The organism is Bradyrhizobium sp. CCGUVB4N (assembly GCF_024199945.1).
Lineage (GTDB): Bacteria > Pseudomonadota > Alphaproteobacteria > Rhizobiales > Xanthobacteraceae > Bradyrhizobium.
In genome coordinates, this window is record NZ_JANADP010000001.1 from 2,782,318 (window position 1) to 2,799,935 (window position 17,618).

The following is a 17,618-nucleotide window of genomic DNA, read 5'->3' on the forward strand; positions in this document are numbered from 1 at the left end:
CGCTGCTTCTCTCTCCGTGCAGCTGACGCGGTAAGCGCGATGCATCAATCCTGCCATCATTTCACCCGCCTGAGCGCTGGGCGCTCACCCTCCAGCGACGCTTTAACGTGGGCACGGGCGCGCGCCAGGCGGGACATGACGGTGCCGATCGGCACGCCCTGGATATCGGCGACCTCGCGGTAGCTCATGCCTTCCAGCATCACCAGCAGCAGCACCGAGCGTTGCTCCTCGACCAGCGTCGAGAGTGCCCGTTCGATGTCGCGTCCTTCGGCCTCCGTCCCGCTGGCATCCGGATTATTCTCCGTCAGCTGCATGAATTGCGGCCGCCGCGCCAGCGACCGCCGCCGGTTCTTGTTGAGGTTGGTCAGGATCGTGTAGAGCCAGCTCCTGACGTCGCCTCCGAGAAACAATCGCTCCGAGCGCAACGCACGCACCAGCGTGTCCTGCACCAGATCGTCGGCCGCATCCGCGTCGCGCGTGAGCGCGCGGGCATAGCGGCGCAACGCCGGGATCATGGCTTCTACACTCTGGCGAAACGCACTCATGCCGTATTTGGTGTCCTGCCGTTCGGCGCACGCGCCTATAGCGATCATAACACCCGAACGGAACGGCTATTCCGGCGCTGGAAACAGCGTTAACGCCGCGTATTAGGACTGTACCGCAGGGGAGGGCTGGTGTACCTCCAGACCTTAACGAGAGCTACAGGACGTTAGCAAATGGCGCAGAATTCAGGTCTGATGCAGGGCAAGCGCGGGGTGATCCTCGGCGTCGCCAATAACCGCTCGATCGCCTGGGGCATCGCCAAGGCATGCCAGGCGGCCGGTGCCGAGATCGCGCTCACCTACCAGGGCGATGCGCTGAAGAAGCGGGTCGAACCGCTTGCCGCCGAGCTCGGCGCGCTCATGCTCGGCCATTGCGATGTCACGGATGCCGCGACCATCGATGCCGTGTTCGACGTGCTGAAGGAGAAGTGGGGCAAGATCGATTTCGTCGTGCACGCGATCGCGTTTGCGGACAAGGATGAGCTCGAGGGCCGCTACGTCGACACCACCGCCGACAACTTCTCCAAGTCGATGCTGATCTCCTGCTACTCGCTGACTGCGGTCGCGCAGCGCGCCGAGAAGCTGATGACCGACGGTGGTTCGATCATCACGCTGAGCTATTACGGCTCCGAGAAGTGGATGCCGAACTACAACGTCATGGGTGTCGCCAAGGCGGCGCTGGAGGCGAGCGTGCGCTATCTGGCCGCCGATCTCGGCGAGAAGGCGATCCGCGTCAACGCGATTTCCGCGGGACCGATCAAGACGCTGGCATTTGCCGGCATCGCCGATTCACGCCTGCTGCTGAAATACAATGAGGTCAACGCGCCGCTGCGTCGCAACGTGACGATCGAGGAGGTCGGCGACAGCTCGCTGTATTTCCTGTCCGACCTGTCGCGCGGGGTCACCGGCGAAGTGCATCACGTCGACGCCGGCTACCACGTGCTCGGTATGAAGCGCCCCGACGCGCCGGATGTGTCGATCGGCGGCAAGGACTAACCTTCACCCGGAATGCCCGTGCCCACGATCTATTATCTTCGCCACGGCGAGACCGAATGGAATGCGCTCGGCAGGCTCCAGGGCACCAGGGACATTCCGCTGAACGCGCGGGGCCGCGGTCAGGCGGTGCAGGCGGGCCTGATCCTGGCCGATCTCCTCAAGCGCGATGGCAAGGACAAGACGGCGCTGCCCTACGTGTCGAGCCCGCTCGGCCGCGCCCGCCAGACCATGGAACTTGCACGCGGCAAGCTCGAACTGCCGGTCGGGGATTATGCGCTGGACGATCGCCTGCGCGAGATCGGCTATGGCGCCTGGGAAGGTCTGACGCTGGCCGAGAGCGAGGCGAAAGATCCCGACATCTACGCCAGGCGCCTCGCCGACAAATGGACGGTGGGGCCTGCGGGTGCGGAGACCTACGCCGACGTGCAGGTCCGCGTGCGCGCCTGGTACGACGAGCTTCGGACCGACACCGTCGCGGTCGCCCATGGCGGCACCTGCCGGGCCCTGATGGTTTCGCTCGGCCTGGAGACGCCGGCCAGCGCCGCGGAGCTTTATATCGAGCAGGGCACCGTCTACGTGTTCCGCGACGGCCGGCTGGACAAGCATAGTTAGGCCTTGAGGACCTTCCGGGGCTGTAGCCGGGTTTGACCCCCGGCGCCGCGCGCGTTACCACACGCCGGAACCGAGCCAGCGAGCAGCAATGTCCTTCAACACCTTCGGCCACATGTTCCGCGTCACCACCTTTGGCGAGAGCCACGGGGTGGCGATTGGCTGCGTGGTCGACGGCTGCCCGCCGATGATCCCGCTCACAGAGGCCGACATCCAGCAGGACCTCGATCGCCGCAAGCCGGGCCAGTCGCGCTTCACCACCCAGCGCCAGGAGCCGGACCAGGTCAAGATCCTGTCCGGCGTGATGGCGCATCCGGAGACCGGGGTGCAGGTGACGACGGGCACCCCGATCGGGCTCCTGATCGAGAATACCGACCAGCGCTCGAAGGACTATTCGGAGATCAAGGACAAGTTTCGTCCCGGTCACGCCGACTTCACCTATGAGGCGAAGTACGGTCTGCGCGACTATCGCGGCGGTGGCCGCTCCTCGGCGCGCGAGACCGCGATGCGCGTCGCCGCCGGCGCAATCGCGCGAAAAGTGTTGCCCGACGTCAAGGTGCGCGGCGCGCTGGTGCAGATCGGCCCGCACAAGATCGACCGCGAGAAATGGGACTGGGACGAGATCGCCAAAAATCCGTTCTTCTGTCCGGACAAGGACAAGGCCGCGTTCTTCGAGACCTATCTCGACGGTATCCGCAAGAGCGGCTCCTCGATCGGCGCCGTGCTCGAAATCGTCGCCGAGGGCGTGCCCGCAGGCCTGGGCGCGCCGATCTATGCCAAGCTCGATTCCGATCTGGCCGGCGCGATGATGACCATCAACGCTGTGAAGGGCGTCGAGATCGGCGCCGGCTTTGGCGCCGCCGAATTGACCGGCGAAGAAAACGCCGACGAGATGCGCACCGGCAATGACGGCACGCGCTTCCTGTCCAACCACGCCGGCGGCGTTCTGGGCGGCATCTCCACGGGACAGCCGATCGTGGTGCGCTTCGCGGTGAAGCCGACCTCGTCGATCCTGCAGCCGCGCCTCACCGTCGATCGCAAGGGTGCGGACACCGAGATCTTCACCAAGGGACGCCACGACCCCTGCGTCGGCATTCGCGCAGTCCCCGTCGGCGAAGCCATGATGGCCTGCGTGCTGGCCGACCACTTTTTGCGGGACCGCGGGCAGGTGGGGCGCTAGCGCATGATCCGGACCCGGAGGGCCGCGTTAGCGCAAAGCGTGAAACGGTTTTCCGGCAGGATCATTCGCCAGCTATAATGTCGCGGTACTAGCCCACCGCGCAGCTTGACGATTCCACAACTTCGTCGGCAAATGCACGCATGCAGAATTCCGAGCTCCAACGGATCATCAACTGGCTGATCGACGGCGCCCGGTCGTCGCGCGGGCCGGCAGAGATGATCGCGGATGCCTGCGAGCAGCTCGTCGCGGCCGGCCTGCCGCTGTGGCGGTTCGGCGTTTTCATCCGCACGCTGCATCCCGAAATCTTCGGCCGCAACTTCATCTGGCGGCAGGGCGAGGAGGTCGAGATCGGCACCGTCGATTTCGAGATTTTGGACACGCCAGAATTTGCGCGGAGCCCGCTGCGTGTCGTGTTCGAGGAGGGGTTGGAAGTCAGGGGACGTATCAACGAGGTCGATACCAAGCGGTTTCCGTTCCTGGCGGACATGCGCGCCGAGGGCGTCACCGACTACCTCGCGACGCCGATGCGATTTCTGGACGGCTCGATCCACGCCATCAGCTGGACCACCAAGCATCCCGGCGGCTTCAGCGAGGACGACATCGCGACGATCCGCTCCATCGTGGCGCCGCTCGCGCGCGTCAGCGAAATCGTCACCCTGCGCCGCACCGCAGCGACGTTGCTCGACACCTATGTGGGAAATCGCGCCGGCGAGCGCATCCTCGGCGGCCAGATCCGCCGCGGCCACAACGATACCATGCAGGCCGCGATTTGGTTGTCGGATTTGCGCGGCTTCACTGCGCTGTCGGACCGGCTGCCGGCCGAGACGGTGGTCGAGATCCTCAACCGCTATTTCGACTGCCAGGTTACTGCGATCCGCGCGCATGGCGGCGAGGTCCTGAAATTCATGGGCGACGGCCTGCTTGCGGTGTTCCCGATCGACGAATATGTCGGCGATGCCGCCCACGTCTGCACCAGCGTGCTGGAAGCAGCCCGCGAAGCCCGTGCCAGCGTCGACGCTCTCGCGCATCCCGTCGGCGACGTCGTCGAACGCTTCCGCTTCGGCGTTGCACTGCATGTCGGCAATATCCTCTACGGCAATATTGGCGGGGGCAACCGGCTCGACTTCACCTGCATCGGCCCGGCCGTCAATCTCGCGGCGCGGATGGAAAAGATCGCGGGCCGGCTTGGTCGCACCGTCGTCGCATCAGAAGCCTTCGCCCATGTCTGTCAGCACGATTGGCGCGATCTTGGCGATTTTCCGATCGCGGGATTTTCCAGGGCGCAGCGTGTGTACGGGCTCGCCGAGGAGACGCCCGTGGTGATGGCGTGATGCGACGAGACTGCCGATGACCGTCGAATTCCGCCAGATCCAGGTCGCCGACACCGACGCTTTCCGCGCCGCCGTCGATATCGTTGCCCGCGAGCGCAAATACATCGCACTGGTGGAAGCGCCCCCGATCGAGCAGGTCCGCACCTTCGTCGCGCGCAATGTCGAGCGCGGCTATCCGCAGATCGTCGCCGTCGCGGGCGGCGCCGTGGTCGGATGGTGCAACGTGCCGCCGGCCGGCCGCGCCGTCTCGGCGCATGTCGGCGACCTCTTCATGGGGCTCGTACCGGAGTTCCGTGGCAAAGGCTTTGGCGAACTGCTGTTGCGGCAGGCTGTTCAGGCGGCGGACGTGTTCGGCTTCCGGCGCATCGAGCTCGGCGTCTTCGCGACCAATACGGCCGCGGCGGCTCTCTATCGAAAAGCCGGGTTTGTCGAGGAGGGCACCAAGCGCATGGCGATCCTCCTCGACGGCATCTATCACGATGAAATCATCATGGCGCGCCTCGCAGGCTGATCTCAGTACGCGATCTTCATCGCCAACGTCGCGATCACGATCATGATGGCGCCGCCGACGCGGGTTGCGATCTGGGCGAAGGCCATCAGGCCCATGCGGTCCGCGGCGCCGAGAATGGCGACGTCGCCGGTGCCGCCGAGCCCGGAATGACAGGCGGTGACGATCGCGGCCTCGACCGGATACATGTTGAGCCACTTGCCGACGAAGAAGCCGGAGGCGACCATCGCCAGCACCGTCGTCGTGCAGATCGCGATGTAGCCGGGATTGAAGGACGCCACGAGTTGCTGCCACGAGACCAGCAGCGTTCCCATCGCGACCAGGATCGCGAAGGTGAGGTTGGTCGACATGAACTTGTTGATCTGGTAGGCGCCGAGCTCCATCTCGGCCGGCAGCAATCTGGTCAGCTTGAGCGCGACCGCCGCGATGATCATCAGGATCGGGCCGGGAATGCCGGTGTATGGCGCGAGCACCATGCCGAGCACGAACAGCACGCAGGACAGCATGATGCCGGCACCCAACAGGCCGAGGTCGATCGGATGGTCGGATCGCGCCGGGCCCAGGATGTCGTCATCGCCTGTTTTCACCAGCATGCCCTGGCCGTTGAGGTCGCGCCGTTTCTCGGCGAGGCGCGCGAGAAGTCCGGCGGCGACGATGGCGACGACGTTGCCGAGCAGCGCCGCAGGCACCATCTGCGCCACCAGCTCGGCCTGTGGCCGGTGCAGCATTTCGGAATAGGCAATGGACAGCGGCAGCACGCCTTCGGCGAGGCCGCCGCCGATGATCGGAATGATCACGAAGAAGAACGTCTCCTTCGGACTGTGGCCGAACAGCAGCCCGACCGTGACGCCGATGGCGATCGCGCTGAGCGTGCCGACCAGCAGCGGCACGAACATCCGCAAGAAACCCTGCACCAGGACGCGATGGGGCATGCCGAGGATCGAGCCGGCGACGAGGCAGGCGATGAAGAAATACTGGAAATTGGCGGTGCGGAACGTCGTCGTGATGGCCTTCAGCGCCGTCTCCGGCATCAGGCCGTAGGCGACCATCGCTGATGGCACGAACAGGCACATGATCGCGGTGCCGCCGATCCGCCGCACGACCGGAATGGTCTGGCCGAGCTTGCCGAGCAGGAAGCCGAGCAGCATCAGCACCGACAGCCCGCCGATCACGTCATTGGGCAGCTTTTCGGAATAGACCGCAGCGGCGCAGACGAGCGCTGCGGGAACATAGACGGTGATCGGCAGCGGGCCGATTTTCAATGCCGTGAGCGCGGATGATTGCGTCGTCTCCGCGAGCTTGATGGTGGTGTCGGTCAAGAATGCCTCCCTCTGTCGTTTTGTGGTTGCTTGCCCGCCGGTCCGCGCGCTCAGAACCAGGGATTGTCCGCCCGGTGCCGTGCCTCGAAAGCGCGGATGTCATCGGCGAACACCAGCGTAGAGCTGATCGCATCGCGCCCTGTGAGAAACGCCTCCTTCCGCGCCGGCTCGATCGCGAAGGGGATGGTTCCGCCGCCCTCGATGCGGATGGTCTGCTGTTCGAGATCGACGGTGAGCCTGTTGCTCGCAGGGTTCGCGACGATGCCGGCGAGCGTGCCGATGGTGGCGGCATCGAGACTGATCGTCAGCAGGCCGTTATTGGCGCAATTGTCGTTGAAGATGCCGGCGAAGGTGGTGCCGACCAGGGCGCGAATGCCGAGCTGCTGAAGCCCCCAGACCGCATGCTCGCGGCTCGACCCGCAGCCGAAATTCGGGCCGACGACGAGGAAGCAGGCGTCGCGATAGCCGTCCCTGTTCAGCACGAAGTCGGGATTAGGCCGGCCCGCGCTGAAGCGGAGCAGGTTGAAGGCACCGTCGCCAAGACCGCTGCGATCGACGCCCTTCAGGAACATCTTCGGCATGATCACGTCGGTGTCGATATTGGGCGTCGTCATCGGCGCGGCGGCGCCGGAGACGCAATGAAATGGCGTCATTGCTGCTTTCCTCCGATCAGGTCGCGCACATCGGTGATGCGGCCCGTGACCGCGGCGGCCGCGACCATCGCGGGGCTCATCAGATGCGTGCGCGCGCCGGGCCCCTGGCGACCCTCAAAATTGCGGTTGGTCGATGAGGCCGAGCGCTGCCCGGGTGCGAGAATGTCGTCGTTCATCGCAAGGCACATCGAGCAGCCGGATTGCCGCCACTCCACGCCCGCATCGATCAGGATCTGCGCGATCCCTTCCGCCTCGGCCTGCGCGCGGACCTGCGTCGATCCGGGAACGACGATGGCGCGAACGCCGGTCGCGACGTGACGGCCTCTGAACACGTGTGCTGCATCGCGCAGATCTTCGATGCGCGAATTGGTGCATGAGCCGATGAAGGCGAAATCGATCGGCACCGACTGGATCGGTGTGCCCGGCGTCAGGCCCATATAGGCGAGCGCGCGCATCGCCGCCGTCCTGCGATCGGTGGTGCGATTGCTGTCGGGATCGGGCACGCGATCGGTCACGGCAATCGCCTGGTCCGGGCTCGTGCCCCATGTCACCAGCGGCGCGACAGCGCCGGCATCGATCGTCATCTCCCGGTCGAAGCCGGCGTCCGGATCGGAGCGAAGCTGCAGCCAGGCTGTGGCGGCACGGTCCCACATCTCGCCTTTCGGCGCACGGGGCCGCCCTCTGAGATAATCGAGCACCTTCTGGTCGGGTGCGATGACGACGCCGCGTGCGCCGGCCTCGACGATCATGATCGACATCACGATGCGTCCCTCGACGCTCATCTCGGTCACGGCGGGGCCGGCGAACTCCACCGCATAGCCGGTGGCCCCATCGGCGCCGATGCGACGGATGATCTCCATGACGACGTCCTTCGACGTGACGCCGAGCGGCGGATGCCCGGTCACGTTGATGCGCATCGTCTTCAGGCGGCGGTAGCGTACCGTCGAGGTCGCCAGATAGTGCTCGATGTCGGAGGTGCCGATGCCGTAGCCGAGCGCGCCGAAGGCGCCGTACGCGGTGGTGTGGCTGTCACCCGCGGCGATCACCATGCCCGGCATGACCAGCCCTTGCTCGGGCGCGACGACATGCTCGATGCCCTGACGCGGATCGAGGATGTCGAAATATTCGATGCCGAAATCGCGCGCATTGTCGGCGAAGTAGTCGACCTGCCGCGCCGCGTCGGCATCGGGCATCTGCCGCGTGCGCCGCGCTGCGGTCGGGTTGACGTGGTCGACCACCATCAGCGCTGCGGATGGATTCCACACCTTGCGCCCGGCGGCACGCAAGCCGGCAAAGGCCTGCGGGCTGGTATATTCGTTGAGCACGGTGCGATCGACATAGAGCAGCACCAGCCCGTCATCGTCGAGGCGCCGAACCACATGCGCATCGATCAGCTTGTCGTAGAGCGTGCGCCCGGACATTCGGCCTCCAACAGGAATGTGACTTTCCTCGAAGGTGCAGGCCGGGCCGGTGGAAATCCAATGTCACCTCATGATATGATTATGCAGGATTTGCATAAGCAGGATGGACGCGATGGAGATCAACTGGCTGCACGATTTCATCGCGGTGGCGTCGACCCGTAGTTTTTCGCGCGCTGCCGAGCAGCGCAATTCGTCGCAGCCGGCGCTGAGCCGCAGGATCAAGGCGCTGGAAGTATGGGCCGGGGCGGCGCTGTTCGAGCGCACGACGCATGCCGTCAGCCTCACGCCTGCCGGCGATGCGTTCCGCCTGACCGCCGAGGACATCATCCGCCGCCTGTCCGCCGGGCGCCTGGAGGCGCAGGAGCTCGCGCGCGGCGCCTCCGACGTGCTGAAATTCGCATCGACCAATGCGCTGTCGTTGACGTTCTTTCCGGATTGGCTGCGCCAGGTCGAGGCGACGCTGTCGTTCGTGCCGAATGTCCAGCTCGTCGCAAACCACATGGAGGCGTGCGAACGCATGTTGTTGGCGGGCGAGGTGCATTTTCTGCTTTGCCACCATCATCCCGCCGTCGTCACGGCGCTGACGACCTCGCAATTCCGCTCGGCGCATGTCGGCGACGATTGCCTGATCCCGGCCTCCGTACCGGCGTCGCGATCAGGCAAGGCTGCGCGCTTCAGGCTTCCGGGAACGGAAGCAGCGCCGGTGCAGGTCCTGAACTACCGTCAGGAATCCGGAATGGGGAAGATCCTCGATGCGGTACGCGCGACCTCGCCGCTTGGTGCGCATCTGAAGCCCGCGTTCACCTCACATCTTGCAAAGCTTCTCGTCACCATGGTGCAGGCCGGCCGCGGCATGGCCTGGCTTCCGCAAAGCCTCATCGCCGACCAGCTCGCATCGGGCGAATTGGTGAAGGCCGGCGGACAGGAGTGGGAGATACCGATCGAGATCCACGTATTCCGCCCGCGATCGCGGCTGACGCCGGCGGCCGAAGCATTCTGGACCCATGTTCAGGAGCATCCGCCCGCGAGCAACCCGCGCAAGGCGGTGCGCCTCCGTCGCGGTCGCGGCTAGGGGCTATTCCTCCGGCTCCGTCGTGAACAGCAGCGGATAGCCTTTGGTGCGCGCGGCATCGGTGGCACGCGTCGCCTTGGTTTCGGCGACGTCCTTGGTGAACACGGCGACGACGCAGGCGCCCAGCTTGTGCGCGGTGATCATGACCTTGTAGGCCTGATCCTCGGTCATGCGGAATTCGGCCTTCAGGATCATGGTGACGAACTCGCGCGGCGTGTAGTCGTCGTTGATCAGGATGACCTTGTGCAGCTTGGGCCGCTCGACCTTGGTCCTGGTCCTGGTTTTCGGCGTGGTAACAGTGTCGTTCATTCCGCCTCCTGAACACGGCGGGCCTTGGTTCCCGGCCGGAGCGATCAGCTCGCGGCCTTCGTACCATATTGCAGGACCTGTACCTTCTCCAAGGTGATGAGGCCGCTCGACATCATGCCATCCAGGATGGGCAGGAATGCGTTGATGTTGTCCTCGCTGTCGACGATCTCGATCAGGAGCGGCAGGTCTTCCGAGAGCCGCAGGATCTTCGAGGTGTGCAGCCGGCTCGACTTGCCGAAGCCCATGGGACCGCGCAGCACGGTGGCGCCGGCGAGGTGCCGCTCGCGCGCGGCGAGAACGATGGCTTCATAGAGCGGTTTGCCGTTGTAATGGTCGTTCTCGCCGATGAAGATCCGGAGCGAAACAGCCTGATTGGGGATTTGCATGGTCAGCTCCTCTTCAAGCGGTTGTAGCGGCTCGCCATCATATGCCCCGCCCATACCGACACCAGCCAGCAGACGACCGAGGCCGCGACATAGGCGAGGGCGGTGTATTTCATGCCGCCGTGGAACAGTCGGAACGTCTCGAGGCTGAAGGTCGAGAAGGTGGTGTAGCCGCCGCAGAAACCGGTCATGACGAACTGCCGGTGCTCCGGCCGTGCCAGCACGCGGCCGTCGGGCCCGGTCAGCGTCGCGTAGAAGCCGATGATCAGCGAGCCCGTCGCGTTGATGAACAGCGTCGCGAAGGGAAAGCCGGGGCCGGTGTCGAGGGCGAGCCCGACCAGATAGCGTGTCAGCCCGCCGAGGATGCTGCCGGCAGAGACCCAGGCATAGAGGATCGCGGTACGCCAGCGGTCAGCAGAGGAAGCCTTCATCTGCCGCTAGCTCCCAAAATTGTCCGCGAGGAGAAAGCCGCAGCTCACGGCCGCGAGGCACAGTCCGACCGAGAACACGATATTGCCGAGTGCGTGCGCCGGCTCGCCGTTGCGCGCCAGGGTCAGCGTTTGCAGGCTGAACGAGGACACAGTGGTGTAGCAGCCGAGGAAGCCGGTCACTGCGAACAGCCACGGATTGGGCGTCGCGAACACCGAGTCCGGATGGGTCGCCAGCGCCCCGAAGATGCCGATCAGGAAGGCCCCGGTGACGTTGATGGTCATGGTGCCCCAGGGAAAGGTCTCGCCCAGCCGCCGCGCGACTGCGCCGGATACGAAATAGCGGGCGCAGCCGCCCAGCACGCTGCCGGCCACGATAGCGATCAATCCGCTCAGCACGATGAACAGTCCTCCGTCATTGCGTCTTCTCCGTTGCCAGCCCGTCGCCGACGGTGAGCAGTCCCACGAGTGCGGCCACCGCAAAGCCGAGTCCTGCGAGGAACGTGCCGGCCGGGCCGTAAACGTCCCACAGTGCGCCGGCGATCACGCTCGCGGCCAGCAGCGCCAGGCCCGTGAACAGGTTGAAATAGCCGAAGGCGGTGCCGCGCAGGCTTGGCGGCGCGGTATCGGCGACGAGGGCCGAGAGCACGCCTTGCGTCAATCCCATATGCAGACCCCACAGCACGACGCCGAGCGCGAGGCCGGGCAGACCAGGCAGCAGCGCCAATGCGAGGTCGGCGCCGGCGAGGAAAACCAGGCCGAGCGCGAGCAGGGCGGTCCGGTTGATCCGGTCCGACAGCGCGCCGGCCGGATAGGCCGAGAGCGCGTAGGTGATGTTCATGAGCACCAGCACCGCCGGCACCCACATCGCATTGAGGCCGATGTTCTGCGCACGCAGGATCAGGAAGGCCTCACTGAAGCGGGCGAGCGTGAAGGCGACGCCGACCGCGACGACGCGCCAATACACGGGCCCAAGCTGCCGCATGGCGGCGGAGTCGAGCGGATTTCTTGCGGGCTCCCGGCTGGCATCCGGCTCCGGCTCGTTCACCGCGAACGCGATCAGGCCGAAGGACAGGAACGCCGGCACCACGGCGACCCAGAACACCGCGGCAAATTGGTCCGCCGTCCACCACATCAGGCCGATCGCGGCGAGCGGTCCGACGAAGGCGCCGATCGTATCGAGCGACTGTCGCAGGCCGAAGCTCGCGCCGCGCAGGCCCGCCGGCGAGATATCGGCGATCAACGCATCGCGGGGCGCGCCGCGGATGCCCTTGCCGACGCGATCGATGAAGCGCGCCGCCACCAGCCAGCCGACGCTGGGCGCGAGCGGGAACAGCGGCTTGGTCAGGGCGGCTAGGCCATAGCCGAGGGCGGCGAGCAGCTTGCGCCGGCCGAGCCAGTCCGACAGCGCGCCGGAGAAGATCTTCGTGATCGAGGCGGTCGCCTCCGCGATGCCCTCAATCAAGCCTACGGTGAGCGTGGAGGCGCCGAGCACGGTGACGAGATAGACCGGCAGCAGCGCGTGGATCATCTCGGAGGAGACGTCCATCAGCATCGAGACGAAGCCGAGCACCCAGATTCCCCTGGGTAGCTTGGTGCGCGCAGCATTCGGTGCGGTCGTCGTCACGTCCCTCGGCCTCGTTTCAGGCAACAAAAAACCCGCCAGCGGCGGGTTTGTCCATGCTCCCGCCAAAGGCAGAGGCTGATTGCCTCACCTCCAGCAGGAGTCATCAGCCCACTACGGTCGTTCGACCGCCGGGCGGTTATCGGGGGACTCCATCCCCATCTGTATGGTCAGCCTAGCATGGAAATCACGGGGAACAAGTAGGCGCGGCGCACTGTCCCGCGGCGCGATCGCGTGGCGGCGCAAGCGTGGCGACACGGCGGCGATTTCGCGCAACACACTAAAAGACTAACTCGCAATCCCTAACCTGAATGTGAAGCACAAGCGATCTTCGCGCTTTGCGGCAAGGCGTTTGCATGTCACCATCGCGTCATACGACGGGAGACTGCGATGCGGTTGCTGTTCTCGATCGGGGCTGTGCTGGTGGCCGGCGTGCTTGCCGGAGGGGACGTCGCGGGCATCGCGGCACCAAGTTCTAAACTTGAACCGCCGAAGTTTGAACCTTCAAGATATCAGCGGCAGGCGGCCGACGGCGATGCACAGTCGGTCGATGTCGAGCTGATCCTTGCGGTCGACGTCTCCTACTCCATGGACATGGACGAGCTCGCGATCCAGCGCGAGGGCTACGCGCAGGCGATCCAGTCCAAGGAGTTCCTGCAGGCGCTGAAGGCCGGGCCGAACGGCAGGATCGCGGTGACCTATTTCGAATGGGCTGCATCCTCCGATCAGAAGATCATCATTCCGTGGCGCCTCATCGACGGACCGGAGACGGCGGACGCGGTCGCCGCCGAGATCTTGAAGACGCCGATCCGGCGCGCCTCACGCACCTCGATCTCCGGCGCGATCGGATTTGCGATGCCGTTGTTCGACGAGGATCCCTATCACGGCATTCGCCGCGTCATCGACATCTCCGGCGACGGCCCCAACAACAATGGCGGCCCCGTCACCGTCGCGCGTGACGCCGCGCTCGAGAAAGGCATCGTCATCAACGGCCTGCCGATCATGGTCAAGGAGCCGTCCTATTCGACCATGGATATCGACAATCTCGATTACTATTACGAAGACTGCGTTGTCGGTGGTCCCGGCTCCTTCGTCATCTCGATCAAGGATCGCGACAAGTTCAAGGAAGCCATCCGCACCAAGCTGCTGATGGAAGTTGCCGGACGCACGCCCGAGCGCCCTGTCGTGCGCGTTGCGGACAAGGAGAAGGAGCCGCGCGTGAACTGCCTGATCGGCGAGAAGATCTGGTCGGATCGCTGGGGCCGCTAGGGGCCCATCCCGATGAGACCGTTTGCCTCATCGCATCAGGCATTCCAAATTAACCGCTCGTTAACTGTGGCATGGTCCTAATCGAATTGTTTCTGGATATTTCTGACGCTGCTCCCGAGCAGATTCATGCCCATCGTCACGCAGAGCACCAGCCAGATTTCGCCCGCCAATGAGCGGATGTATCACCAGAGCGCTCTGCTCGGTGAATGGAAGGGCAATTGGGCGGGCAACAATCAGCCCGTCGGCTTCAAGGTCGTGAATATCAGAGGCAGCCGCGCGCAAGTCGAGTACACCCATAACGGGCACACCGAGCGTGGTTTTGCCCAGATCAGCGGTTCGCTCATCACCTTCGGCTCGGTCACGGTCGGCACCAAGGACGGCAAGAACCTCGTGCTCCTGTTCTCCGCGGGCGGCGCCGGCAAGCAGACTGCGACCTTGGCGAAACAGGCGCCGCCGGCCTCCGACAGCCGCCTGATGGGAAGCTGGGGCGGCTATTCCAGCGACAACGGCAAGAGCGCGAGTTTTCGCGTGCTGTCGGTGAACGGCAACGAAGCCCAGGTCAGCGTCACCACCGACGGCATCACCCGCCAGGGCACCGGCATCGTCTACAAGAACGTCATCATGTTCGGGCAGTCGCAGATCGCGACGGATGACGGGCAGAACGGCAAGATCATCTACCAGGTCGGAATGAAGTCCTTCATGGTGCCGGTGACGAAATATCCCCCGGCGGATTCTTCATCCTCGGTCGACGTGACAGCGTAGTCGCTCAACGCTGCTTCCCGTTCGACTGTGTCAGCACCTGCAATTGCCGATCGATGTCCCGCAACACCTGGCAGGCTGACGCAAGCGCGCCGTCGCCGAACAATTGCCAGACCTCGTTTGCCCGTTCGGCCAGATGCGGAATCGTCAGCGGCAAGCGCGCGGCTTCGAGCAGCGCGCCCTTCTCGTTGATGAGATAGCGTGCGTTCAGCGCGAACAGGACCTGTGCAGTGCAGGCGAGCGATCGGTAGATGCATCCGGCGACATGGGTCTGATCGTCGCGGGCGATGGCAAGCTCGGCGTTCTCGATGCCGAACAGCACCTCCCACCGAAAGCGCCGGATCAGAGCATCGCGCAACGCTTCGGGATAAGGCTGCGCGATCGATTTCAGCCGGGCGATCAGGCCCTGCGGATCATGCATCGGTTCGCAATACGCAATCTCGCCCATCCAGATCGCCGAGCAGAAGCCGTGCGGATGGCCGGGCTGATAGTCCATGGTGACGGCCCCGGCATGGCAGGCTTCCATCACGGCTTCGACGGCATCGGCGTTGCGGTAGAGCAGATCGACCTTGTGTCCTTCGACCGACAACCACGCACCGCCGATGATCCACGGTCCCCACTCACCGATTGGTGTCACCGAAGCGACCGCGGGGTTGTCGGCGACTGCTTTTGCGGCCGCCAGCAGCCGTTCCGTATCGAGCGGCGCGGCCGCCGTGAAGTAGAGGCCGATATCGTAGTCGGACGTCGGATGCGCGCTGCCTCGCGCACGCGAGCCGCCGAGCACGATGGCCGCGATGCCCGGCACCTCGGCAAAGGCGGACGTCAGGCGCGTGAGCAACGGATCGTGCGGCATCGGCGGTCGGGTTCAGCTATTTCGCCGCGAGCGGTGGCAATGGCGGCACGCTGTCATTCGGGGCTTCCGCCTGCATCGTGATCAGCGTCATCGAGACCAGATCGTAATAGCCGATCAGGCCGATGATATCCATGATGCCGCGCTCGCCGAATTTCTGCTGCGCGGCGCGATAGACGTCGTCGGAGACCTTCCTGTCGCGATAGAGCGCCGTCGCGAGGTCGTAAAGCGCGGCCTCGTCGTCCTTCATCGCCTGCGGCCGTACGCCGTTTGCGAGGTCCTTGGCGACCTGCGGATCGAGACCGGCCTTCATCGCGAGCGGATAATGCGCGAACCATTCATATTGCGCCGTCCACTGGCGCGCCGTGATCAGGATGGCGAATTCGCTTAAGCGCGCCGGCAGCGACGAATTCCAGCGCAGATAATCCGACATCGCCGAGAGCTTCGGCGCGAGCACGGGATTGCGGATGTAGGCGCGATAGGGTGGGTTGGTGAATTTGGCATTGCGCGGCGGCACCGCGATCGCGTCCGCCCATTCCTTCTGCGGTGCCGAAAGCTCGTCGGGCTTCAGCGGCACGAAGCGGGTCGGCTCGGCCGCGCGGGCCGCTCCCGGGATCGTCACAGCGAGCAGCGCGGCCAGCGCCAGGCCGGAATATTTCATCGTCATCCTCCCATCCCGGCGGACTTGTGCCGCCTTGTTCGATCGCCAGCTTACGGTGCGGCGCGACCCGTGCAAGATGTCCGCTGCGCATGCTAGGCTGCGTGCTGGAGATCGCTTGCAGGATGGGAGAACCTCATGACCGACGAAACCGCGATGATGGTCGGCTCCGCGACCGTCTTCGTCGTCTCCGACATCGAAGCGAGCCTCGCTTATTACCGTGATGTACTCGGCTTTCAGGTCACTTTCGAATATGGCTCGCCCTTGTCTTACGCTTGCCTGTGCCGCGACGAGGTGGCCCTGCATCTGCTCGCGGCGGCGGCAACGAAACGACTGCCCGGGCAGGGCGGCCTCTGCATCTTCGTCCGCGACGTGGACCGGCTCTACACCGAGCTGTCCGGACGCGGCGCGAGGCTCATCAACCGGCCGGAGGACCGCGACTACGGCATGCGCGATTTCGATGTCGTCGATGCCGACGGCAATCAAGTCACATTTGGCATGGGCACGGACGCGGCGGCCTGACGGCCGGCCGCGCCCGTCGCGATCAGGCTCAGATCCGTGCTTCCAGGATCAGGTTGAAGGGCGTCTCGGCGGCCCGGCGGAAGCGCGATAGGCCGCCTTCGCTGGCGACCTTGCGCAGCCGTGCTTCGCCGGCTTGCGCGCCGAGTGCGAGGCCCACCTCCTGATCGAGCGAGGCCGGGGTGCAGATCATGGTCGACGCCGCGTAATAGACGCGCCCGACCGGATTGAGATTGTCCTCGAGGCGGTCGCCCGCGAACGGTTCGACCAGCATGCAGGTGCCGTCCTTCGCCATGGTCTGTCGCACGTGGCTGATCGCGCCGACGGGATCGCCCATGTCGTGCAGGCAATCGAAGAAGCAGACGAGATCATAGCCCTCGGCCGGATAGGTCTTGGCCGAATGAACCGCGAAGCTGACGCGATCACCGAGCTTCGCCTCGGCTGCCGCCTTGCGCGCGGCCTCGATCGAACCCTCGTGATAGTCGAAGCCGTAGAAGCGTGACTTCGGGAAGGCCTCGGCCATCAAGCGTGTCGAGACGCCATGGCCGCAGCCGACATCGGCGACCTTGGCGCCGCGCTTCAGCTTGTCCACGACGCCGTCGAGCGCGGGCAGCCATTCCTGCACGAGGTGGTGCATGTAGCCGGTGCGGAAGAAGCGGGCCGTGCCGCAGAACAGGCACTCGCTGCGCCGGTTCCAGCCGACGCCCTTGCCGGACTTGAATGCGTCCGAGACCTTCGGCTCGTCGAGAAACGCCGATGCGATGACGTTGCCGAATGCACCGAGGAAAACCGGACTATCCTCGTCGGCAAGCGCCATCGCCTGCTCCGGCAGCATCGAAAACTTTCGTGATGCGGAATCGTATTCGATGTAGCCGGATGCCGCCTGGCTCGACAGCCATTCGCGGATATAGCGCTCCGTCGTTCCGGTGGCGCTCGCGAGCTCGGACGAACTCATCGGCCCCTTGGCGGCGAGGGTCCGGTAGAGACCGAGCTTGTCTCCGAGCAGCACCAGCGATGCATTCATCGCCGCGCCGAACTCGGTGACCATCTTGCCCATAAAGGCATTCAACCTGTCGGCATTGACCTCCATGACGACCTCCTTACAAAGGTTGCGTATTTTCAAGGGTCTGCGCAATCGCGCTGCGGGACGGCGCCAGGCATTCGCGGTCAAGCCCGCGGCCTGAACTT

21 protein-coding genes and 1 riboswitch are annotated in these 17,618 nt (G+C 64.9%); of the genes, 9 read left to right on the forward strand and 12 right to left on the reverse strand.

The annotated features are described in order from the left end of the window. Positions 1-56: 56 nt before the first annotated feature. Positions 57-545 carry a sigma-70 family RNA polymerase sigma factor gene (locus NLM31_RS12560; RefSeq protein ID WP_128953175.1) on the reverse strand — a complete coding sequence of 163 codons (489 nt, stop codon included), beginning with the start codon at positions 543-545 and terminating at the stop codon, positions 57-59. A 171-nt stretch (positions 546-716) separates the two neighbouring features. Here NLM31_RS12560 and fabI point away from each other — a divergent pair, with 171 nt between their 5' ends. The 5 genes from fabI to NLM31_RS12585 all read left to right on the forward strand — a co-directional run bounded on the left by fabI (position 717) and on the right by NLM31_RS12585 (position 5,169). Then, complete coding sequence (gene fabI, locus NLM31_RS12565) at positions 717-1,538, forward strand: enoyl-ACP reductase FabI (protein WP_254129576.1); 822 nt, start codon at positions 717-719, stop codon at positions 1,536-1,538. A 12-nt stretch (positions 1,539-1,550) separates the two neighbouring features. Continuing rightward, complete coding sequence (locus NLM31_RS12570; RefSeq protein ID WP_254192401.1) at positions 1,551-2,150, forward strand: histidine phosphatase family protein; 600 nt, start codon at positions 1,551-1,553, stop codon at positions 2,148-2,150. An 88-nt stretch (positions 2,151-2,238) separates the two neighbouring features. Further along, the gene (aroC, locus tag NLM31_RS12575; RefSeq protein ID WP_254129578.1) at positions 2,239-3,327 is read left to right on the forward strand and encodes a chorismate synthase; all 1,089 of its coding nucleotides are present in this window, start codon (positions 2,239-2,241) and stop codon (positions 3,325-3,327) included. A gap of 140 nt (positions 3,328-3,467) precedes the next feature. Then, entirely contained in the window at positions 3,468-4,658 is a 1,191-nt protein-coding gene (locus NLM31_RS12580; protein ID WP_254129579.1) for an adenylate/guanylate cyclase domain-containing protein, read from the forward strand. Positions 4,659-4,674: 16 nt separating this feature from the next. Continuing rightward, entirely contained in the window at positions 4,675-5,169 is a 495-nt protein-coding gene (locus NLM31_RS12585; RefSeq protein WP_254129580.1) for a GNAT family N-acetyltransferase, read from the forward strand. Positions 5,170-5,171: 2 nt separating this feature from the next. On the opposite strand, the gene NLM31_RS12590 is transcribed toward NLM31_RS12585, so the two are convergent. From NLM31_RS12590 to leuC, 3 genes are read right to left on the reverse strand one after another with little or no spacing between them, the layout of a single operon-like run. After that, positions 5,172-6,485 carry a 2-hydroxycarboxylate transporter family protein gene (locus NLM31_RS12590; RefSeq protein ID WP_254192402.1) on the reverse strand — a complete coding sequence of 438 codons (1,314 nt, stop codon included), beginning with the start codon at positions 6,483-6,485 and terminating at the stop codon, positions 5,172-5,174. 50 nt (positions 6,486-6,535) lie between these two features. Next, complete coding sequence (leuD, locus tag NLM31_RS12595) at positions 6,536-7,138, reverse strand: 3-isopropylmalate dehydratase small subunit (protein WP_254192403.1); 603 nt, start codon at positions 7,136-7,138, stop codon at positions 6,536-6,538. After that, entirely contained in the window at positions 7,135-8,559 is a 1,425-nt protein-coding gene (gene leuC, locus NLM31_RS12600; RefSeq protein WP_254192404.1) for a 3-isopropylmalate dehydratase large subunit, read from the reverse strand. Before leuC ends, leuD begins: the two co-directional genes overlap by 4 nt. Before the next feature lie 112 nt (positions 8,560-8,671). Here leuC and NLM31_RS12605 point away from each other — a divergent pair, with 112 nt between their 5' ends. Continuing rightward, a complete protein-coding gene (locus tag NLM31_RS12605) occupies positions 8,672-9,631 on the forward strand; it encodes a LysR family transcriptional regulator (RefSeq protein ID WP_254192405.1) in 960 nt (319 codons plus the stop codon). 3 nt (positions 9,632-9,634) lie between these two features. Here NLM31_RS12605 and clpS read toward each other — a convergent pair whose 3' ends face one another. From clpS to NLM31_RS12630, 5 genes are read right to left on the reverse strand one after another with little or no spacing between them, the layout of a single operon-like run. Beyond that, positions 9,635-9,940, reverse strand: coding sequence for an ATP-dependent Clp protease adapter ClpS (clpS, locus tag NLM31_RS12610; RefSeq protein ID WP_148752581.1), 306 nt, complete (start codon positions 9,938-9,940; stop codon positions 9,635-9,637). Positions 9,941-9,984: 44 nt separating this feature from the next. Beyond that, a complete protein-coding gene (locus NLM31_RS12615; protein WP_254129585.1) occupies positions 9,985-10,326 on the reverse strand; it encodes a DUF190 domain-containing protein in 342 nt (113 codons plus the stop codon). A gap of 2 nt (positions 10,327-10,328) precedes the next feature. Beyond that, on the reverse strand, positions 10,329-10,754 hold the full coding sequence (gene crcB / locus NLM31_RS12620) for a fluoride efflux transporter CrcB (protein ID WP_254192406.1): 426 nt from the start codon (positions 10,752-10,754) through the stop codon (positions 10,329-10,331). 6 nt (positions 10,755-10,760) lie between these two features. Next, a complete protein-coding gene (gene crcB, locus NLM31_RS12625; RefSeq protein WP_375143556.1) occupies positions 10,761-11,150 on the reverse strand; it encodes a fluoride efflux transporter CrcB in 390 nt (129 codons plus the stop codon). Between the two features lie 16 nt (positions 11,151-11,166). Further along, entirely contained in the window at positions 11,167-12,378 is a 1,212-nt protein-coding gene (locus NLM31_RS12630; protein ID WP_254192407.1) for an MFS transporter, read from the reverse strand. An 87-nt stretch (positions 12,379-12,465) separates the two neighbouring features. Continuing rightward, positions 12,466-12,544: riboswitch (Fluoride riboswitch) on the reverse strand. Positions 12,545-12,765: 221 nt separating this feature from the next. Here NLM31_RS12630 and NLM31_RS12635 point away from each other — a divergent pair. Together NLM31_RS12635 and NLM31_RS12640 are read left to right on the forward strand one after the other, a co-directional pair. Next, positions 12,766-13,644 (forward strand): DUF1194 domain-containing protein, encoded by an 879-nt coding sequence (locus NLM31_RS12635; RefSeq protein WP_254129588.1) that lies wholly within the window; start codon positions 12,766-12,768, stop codon positions 13,642-13,644. A 126-nt stretch (positions 13,645-13,770) separates the two neighbouring features. Next, positions 13,771-14,406 (forward strand): hypothetical protein, encoded by a 636-nt coding sequence (locus NLM31_RS12640; RefSeq protein WP_254129589.1) that lies wholly within the window; start codon positions 13,771-13,773, stop codon positions 14,404-14,406. Between the two features lie 4 nt (positions 14,407-14,410). Here NLM31_RS12640 and NLM31_RS12645 read toward each other — a convergent pair whose 3' ends face one another. Together NLM31_RS12645 and NLM31_RS12650 are read right to left on the reverse strand one after the other, a co-directional pair. Further along, positions 14,411-15,256, reverse strand: a complete 846-nt coding sequence (locus NLM31_RS12645; RefSeq protein WP_254129590.1) for a nucleotidyltransferase domain-containing protein — start codon at positions 15,254-15,256, stop codon at positions 14,411-14,413. Positions 15,257-15,272: 16 nt separating this feature from the next. Next, positions 15,273-15,920: a carboxymuconolactone decarboxylase family protein gene (locus NLM31_RS12650; RefSeq protein ID WP_254129591.1), complete on the reverse strand. Its 648-nt coding sequence runs from the start codon at positions 15,918-15,920 to the stop codon at positions 15,273-15,275. Between the two features lie 129 nt (positions 15,921-16,049). On the opposite strand from NLM31_RS12650, the gene NLM31_RS12655 reads away from it, so the two are divergent. Then, complete coding sequence (locus NLM31_RS12655; RefSeq protein WP_254129592.1) at positions 16,050-16,433, forward strand: glyoxalase superfamily protein; 384 nt, start codon at positions 16,050-16,052, stop codon at positions 16,431-16,433. 28 nt (positions 16,434-16,461) lie between these two features. On the opposite strand, the gene NLM31_RS12660 is transcribed toward NLM31_RS12655, so the two are convergent. After that, positions 16,462-17,520, reverse strand: coding sequence for a methyltransferase domain-containing protein (locus NLM31_RS12660; RefSeq protein WP_254129593.1), 1,059 nt, complete (start codon positions 17,518-17,520; stop codon positions 16,462-16,464). Between the last annotated feature and the right edge of the window lie 98 nt (positions 17,521-17,618).